Source organism: Accumulibacter sp. (assembly GCF_023806635.1).
Taxonomy (GTDB): Bacteria; Pseudomonadota; Gammaproteobacteria; order Burkholderiales; family Rhodocyclaceae; genus Accumulibacter.
Genome location: NZ_JAMTDQ010000012.1, coordinates 1 through 5723 on the forward strand (window position 1 = coordinate 1; position 5723 = coordinate 5723).

Genomic DNA, 5723 nt, shown 5'->3' on the forward strand with positions numbered 1-5723 from the left:
CAGCTTCCGGAACCCGCTCTCCCGGCTCTCGTGCTGCTCGCTGCGGCGGCCGTGGGTTGCCGACGCCGGCATTCTGGCGGATGCTGAGGCGCCGACGGGCGGCTGGTGCCGCGGCTGCCCGTTCGCGCTCACGGCCTGTGTACGCGCTGCAGCAGGGCGTGTTCGGACGTTGAGGCGAGGAGCGCGGCGGCGTCGCCCCGACAGCCGCCGGCCGCAGCCGCCAGCGTGCCGGTCGGGGTGATCCGGGCGGAACCGTGACGGTCGGGCGTGCCGCGCGCGGAATTTCCCGGCTCCTTCGTGGTCTGTGACACTCGCCCCCTTCGCGAGTCGCTGCCATGAACGCTTACCCAGGACCAGCCGTGGTCACCCTCGCCACCTCCTTCCTGCTCTTCGCCTGCGCCGCCTACGTCGGTCGTTGCCGCATCCGCTTCGGCATCAAGGCGCCGGCGACCAGCGGCCATCCGCAATTCGAGATCGCCTATCGCATCCAGGCCAACACCGTCGAGAACAGTGTCGCCTTCCTGCCGGTGCTGTGGGTGTTTGCCAGCAGCGTGTCGAGTCTGTGGGCGACGGTGCTCGGCGGCGCCTGGCTGCTTGCGCGCGTCTGGTATGCGATCGCCTACGCGCGCGATCCGCGGACGCGCGGCGCCGGCTTCCTGCTCTCGATGCTCTGCTTCGGCGCGCTCGGCATCGGCGCCGCCGCAGGCGTCACCCTGGGAATGCTCGGCTGAGCCGGGGCGCTCAAATCGCTCCAGCCGCAGCCGGCGGGTTGCCGGCGGACACCCGCCGGCTGCGACCACTGCGCGCCCTGTTGCCCCATATCGGCCGTTACCGCGGCCGCCTCGCGCTCGCGCTGTCGTTCCTGCTGCTGGCTGCCGGCGCGATGCTGACGCTTCCCCACGCCGTCAGGCTGCTGGTCGACGGCGGACTGGTGCAGCCGCTTGCAGGGGCTCCGGACGAGCGGCTGGCAGCGATTCGGCAGCACTTCCTGTTCCTCTTCGCTGTCTCGTTGCTGCTGGGTCTGGCCACTGCCGCCCGCTACTACATGGTGAGCTGGATCGGCGAGCGCGTCACCACCGACCTGCGGCAGGCGGTCTACGCGCACGTGCTGCGGCAGAGTCCGCAGTTCTACGAGACGCTGAAGACCGGCGAGGTCCTGTCGCGCCTGAGCACCGATACGACGGTCATCCACCATGCGCTCGGCTCGAGCGTCAGCATGGGGCTGCGCAATCTGTTGCTGCTGCTCGGTGGCCTGGCGATGCTGCTGGCGACCGCGCCACGTCTGATGCTGTCGGTCGCCGGCATCATCGTCCTCGTCGTGTTGCCGGCGGTGCTGATCGCGCGGCGCGTCCGCAAGCTGTCGCGCGCCAGCCAGGATCGACTGGCCGACACCGGCGGCATCGCCGGCGAGGTGCTCAACGCCGTCGCGGTGGTGCAGAGCTACGGCCGCGAGGTGGCCGAGGCCGAGCGTTTCGGTCGTGCCAACGAGGAGGCCTTCGCCGCTTCGATGCGACGCACGGGCACGCGCTCGGCACTGACCGCTTTCGTCATCATCGGCGTCTTCGCGTCGCTGCTGTACGGCATGTACGGCGGCGTGCGGGCCGTACTGGCGGGCGAGATCAGCGCCGGCGAGCTGAGCCAGACGGCGCTCTACGTGATGCTCGTCGCCGGCAGCGTTGCCGTCCTGGCCGAAGTCTGGGGCGACCTGCTGCGCGCCGCGGGCGCCACCGAGCGCCTGCTGGAGCTGCTCGCAGTTCACTCACCGATCGCCGAGCCGACGTGCCCGGCCAGACTGCCGGCGCCGGCCGGCGGCCTCCAGCTGCGCTTCAGCCAGGTGCGCTTTGCCTATCCGTCGCGGCCGGCGGCAAGCGTCCTGGACGGGTTCGACCTCTGCATCACGGCGGGGTCGACGGTGGCGCTGGTCGGCGCGTCGGGCGCCGGCAAGACCACCATCTTCCAGCTCCTGCAGCGCTTCTACGATGTCGCTGCCGGCGCCATCCTGGTCGACGGCGTCGACCTGCGGCGCCTGCCGCTCGCCGAGCTGCGCGGGCGGGTCGCCGTCGTGCCGCAGGAGCCGGTCATCTTCTCCGGCAGCATTGCCGACAACATCGCCTACGGCAGGCCGGGCGCCCTGTCCGAAGAAATCCGGGCAGCCGCCGGCGCCGCCTTCGTCGACGAGTTCGTCGGCCGCCTGCCCGAGGGCTACGACACCTTCGTCGGCGAGCGCGGCCTGCGACTTTCCGGGGGGCAGCGGCAGCGCATCGCCATCGCGCGGGCGATGCTGAAGAACGCGCCGCTGCTGTTGCTCGACGAGGCGACCAGCAGCCTCGACGCGGCCAGCGAGCGCGTCGTGCAGGCGGCCCTCGAGGTCGCGATGACCGGCCGCACGACGATCGTCATCGCGCATCGCCTGGCGACGGTGCAGCGCGCCGACCGCATCATCGTCCTCGATCATGGCCGGGTGGTCGAGGAGGGAACGCACGATGCACTGGTGGCGAAGGGTGGTCCGTATGCCCGACTGGCGGCGCTCCAGTTCGCTGCCTGAGCGGAACCGCCTGCCTGGCGGCATGGTCAGGCCGGTGTTCTGCCAGGCGGACTTCAGCCCGCCTTCAGGCAGCGGGTCCAGGATGAGCGATCACAGGCGGGAGGAAGACGGCTTCTCCCCGGTTCCTGTCCATCGTGGAGAATGCTCGTGGTCGGGAATGGATCGCCGCCCTCATCGACGCCTGCCTGGCGGCGCCGGCTGCTGCTTGCAGCGGGCGCCGCCTTGCTGGGCGGCATGCTGTTCCTCGCCTGGCAACATTTCTACCCGGTGACGGCTGCCGTCGGCTGGCGGTACCGCGTCCACCTCGACGATCTGCCACAGGTCAGTGCCTTGGCGATCGACGAGCGAGGGTCGCTGTACTGGACCAGGGAACTGGGTGATGGCCGCGGGTCGCTCTTCAGGCGCAGCGCGGATGGAAGTGTCGCCGAGGTGCTGGCGGGCCTGTCGAAGCCGGACGGGTTGCTGTCGTTTCGCGGCGGTCTGGTGCTGAGCCAGGAGGAAGGCGAGCAGAGCGTCCTCTGGTGGCACGAAGGGAAGAGCGAAACCCTGTTCACCGGGCGCAATGTCGAAGGTCTCGCGAGTGACGGCCAAGCGCTCTACGCGATCGAGGATCTGCCGGCCGCAGGGCGCCTGCTGCGCCTGGACGAGGTCGGCGGCACGCTGCGCGTCCTGCGCGGGGGTCTGCGCGCGGCCGAGGGAGTCGCCATCTGTGGCAACGGCGACGTCTTCTACACGCAGAAGGGAAAGGGCGCGGGAACCGGAAGCGTTCACCGCTGGCTGGCCGATGGCAGCGACCCGCTGCTCGTCGGCGAGCTCGATGCGCCCGGTTTCCTGATGTGCGACGACGACGGGTTGTGGATCAGCGAGGACGCGACGCATCGTGCACGCCTGCTGCTGCTCGATCGCTCGGGCAGGTTGCATGTCATCCTGCGCGGCCTGCGCTCGGCACAGACGATCCTGGCGCTGGCGCCGGGGCGTCTCCTGCTCGCCGAACAGGGCCGCGGCCGGGTGCTGCTGGTCGAACGGGAGTCGCCGCGCTCGCCTTGAGGAGGCCTTGCCGGTGCGTCCCCGGCGTTGTCGGCCGCGACTGACCGCGGCGGCGTCAGGCGACCAGAACTGTGCCGAGACGGCGGACGGCGTCGTCGATCTCCGCCGTGTGCGGACTGCCGCAGTTCAGGCGCAGGCAGTTGCGGTACATGCCACTCGCCGAGAAGAGCTCGCCGGGCACGTAGGCAACACCGGCAGCGATCGCCCGCTCGAAACGTGCGCTGGCGTCGATGTCCGGCGGCAGTTCGACCCACAGGACGAAGCCGCCCTGCGGCTCGGTGATCCGGGTCTCGGCCGGGAAATACCTGGCCACGGCCGCGCGCATGGCATCGACCTGCCGCTGGTAGGTGCGCCGCAGTGTCCGCAGATGGCGCTCGCAGGCGCCTGACGCGAGGTACTCGGCGAGCACCAGTTGCGTCACCGGATTCGTGGCGCCGCTGCCGATCGTCTTCTGCAGGGCGATCTGCGAGCGGTAGCGCCCGCCGGCGATGAAGCCGATGCGCAGTGCCGGTGAAAGACACTTGGAGAAGGACGAGCAAAGCATTACCTGGCCGCTGTCGTCGAAGGCCTTGATCGGTCGCGGACGTTCGTTGCCGAAGTGGAGGTCGCCGTAGATGTCGTCCTCGATCACCGCGAAGCCGCGCTCGCCGGCGAGTCGGGCCAGTCGCCGCTTGCTCTCGTCGGGCATGATGCTGCCGAGCGGATTGCTGGCATTGGCAACCAGCAGGCAGGCGGCGACCCGGCCATCGCGGGTCGCCAGGTCGAGGGCTTCGATCGACAGTCCGCGACCCGGGTCGGTGGGAATCTCGAGCGCCTTGAGACCGAGCGTCTCGAGCAGCTGCAGCATCAGGTAGTAGGCCGGCGATTCGACGGCCACGGTGTCACCGGGACTGGTCACCGCGCGCAGGCACAAGGCGAGCGCTTCGGTGCAGGAGTTGGTGACGACGAACTCGCTGGCGGCCAGCGCTCCGGCCCAGCCCAGCGAGCGCAGCAGCAACTGGCGCACGAGCGCCGGCTCGTCCATGTTGATGTGGCTGCCGCCGGCGAGGAGCCGTGGATGGCGCCGGGCGACGCCGGCGTAGAGCCGCTGCAGCGAGGCCAGCGGCAGCAGGCCGGGCGCCGGCAGCGCCGCTGCCAGCGGCGCCACGCCAGGGGCGACGCCGGCTTGCAGGACGCGCATCAGCCGCTGGCTGACATCGACCGCCACCGGAATATCCGGCGGCGAGCGGCTGTCAGGCTGCGCGCGCCGGACACCGGGATGGCGGACGAAGTAGCCCGATTGTGGCCGCGCTTCGACGAGGCCGTGATCCTCGAGCTGGTGCAGCGCCTGCAGCACCGTCGACACCGACAGGCGGCGCTCGCGCGACAGGCGCCGCACCGAAGGCAGGCGTTCGCCGGGTTGCAGGTTGCCGGCGGCGATGATGCCGCGCAGATCCTCGGCCAGCTTCTCGTAGCGGAGTACTTCAGCTTCCATCCGTCTCACCAGTACAGTTGTCGGCAGCAGGTGCCAGAACAGCTGCAAAAAATTGGAACTGTGATGCTCACAATTCACCTGGTTTGTGACTGTACCACACTCCCTGATCTCCATACACTGTTGCTGTCCGATCGCCATCAGGGCATGCCGCCACGGCGGCCGATGCCGGCGCGAGCAGCGTCTCGTGCCGCCCGGCGGGACGAACTTCGACAGACCAGGAGACCTGACATGAACTTCGATCCATGCAACAGCCAGATCTGCCTCACCGAGAACCGCCCGCTGCGCCTGCTCTCGGCGCGTGGCGTTCGCATCACCTGCACGGCGGGCATCGCCTGGCTGACCGTCGCCGGCGAAAGCGGCGACATCCTGCTCACGGCGGGTGAGAGTCATCGGGTGCGCAGCAACGGTCTCGCGCTGGTCGAGGCCATCGGCACGGCGCGTGTCCAGCTCGAGCAGCCGCTGCGCGGCTGGCAGACGCTGTGGCGCGTCGTGCGCGGCTGCTGGCAACGGCGACCGCTGCTGCTGCCGCGGTCCGCGGGGAGCCCGTGGCCGCTGTGGCGCGCGGGGCCGGCCAAGGCGGGCTAGCGCTGCCCTTTACCCGTAAAATTAGGTCTGGACTTTTTTGGTCGAACCAGCTATGGTTCGGCATGAGTGAGC

General features: G+C 69.9%; 5 protein-coding genes. 4 read left to right on the forward strand and 1 reads right to left on the reverse strand.

The window, feature by feature from the left end:
* The first annotated feature begins 335 nt into the window (after nucleotides 1-335).
* The 3 genes from NFW30_RS02535 to NFW30_RS02545 all read left to right on the forward strand — a co-directional run bounded on the left by NFW30_RS02535 (nucleotide 336) and on the right by NFW30_RS02545 (nucleotide 3592).
* Nucleotides 336-731, forward strand: a complete 396-nt coding sequence (locus NFW30_RS02535) for an MAPEG family protein (protein ID WP_295349751.1) — start codon at nucleotides 336-338, stop codon at nucleotides 729-731.
* Nucleotides 732-769: 38 nt separating this feature from the next.
* Nucleotides 770-2545, forward strand: a complete 1776-nt coding sequence (locus tag NFW30_RS02540) for an ABC transporter transmembrane domain-containing protein (protein ID WP_295349750.1) — start codon at nucleotides 770-772, stop codon at nucleotides 2543-2545.
* A 147-nt stretch (nucleotides 2546-2692) separates the two neighbouring features.
* Nucleotides 2693-3592, forward strand: coding sequence for a hypothetical protein (locus tag NFW30_RS02545; protein WP_295349749.1), 900 nt, complete (start codon nucleotides 2693-2695; stop codon nucleotides 3590-3592).
* 55 nt (nucleotides 3593-3647) lie between these two features.
* On the opposite strand, the gene NFW30_RS02550 is transcribed toward NFW30_RS02545, so the two are convergent.
* Nucleotides 3648-5066, reverse strand: coding sequence for a PLP-dependent aminotransferase family protein (locus NFW30_RS02550; RefSeq protein ID WP_295349748.1), 1419 nt, complete (start codon nucleotides 5064-5066; stop codon nucleotides 3648-3650).
* Between the two features lie 228 nt (nucleotides 5067-5294).
* On the opposite strand from NFW30_RS02550, the gene NFW30_RS02555 reads away from it, so the two are divergent.
* On the forward strand, nucleotides 5295-5651 hold the full coding sequence (locus NFW30_RS02555; protein WP_295349746.1) for a DUF2917 domain-containing protein: 357 nt from the start codon (nucleotides 5295-5297) through the stop codon (nucleotides 5649-5651).
* The last annotated feature ends 72 nt before the right edge of the window (nucleotides 5652-5723 follow it).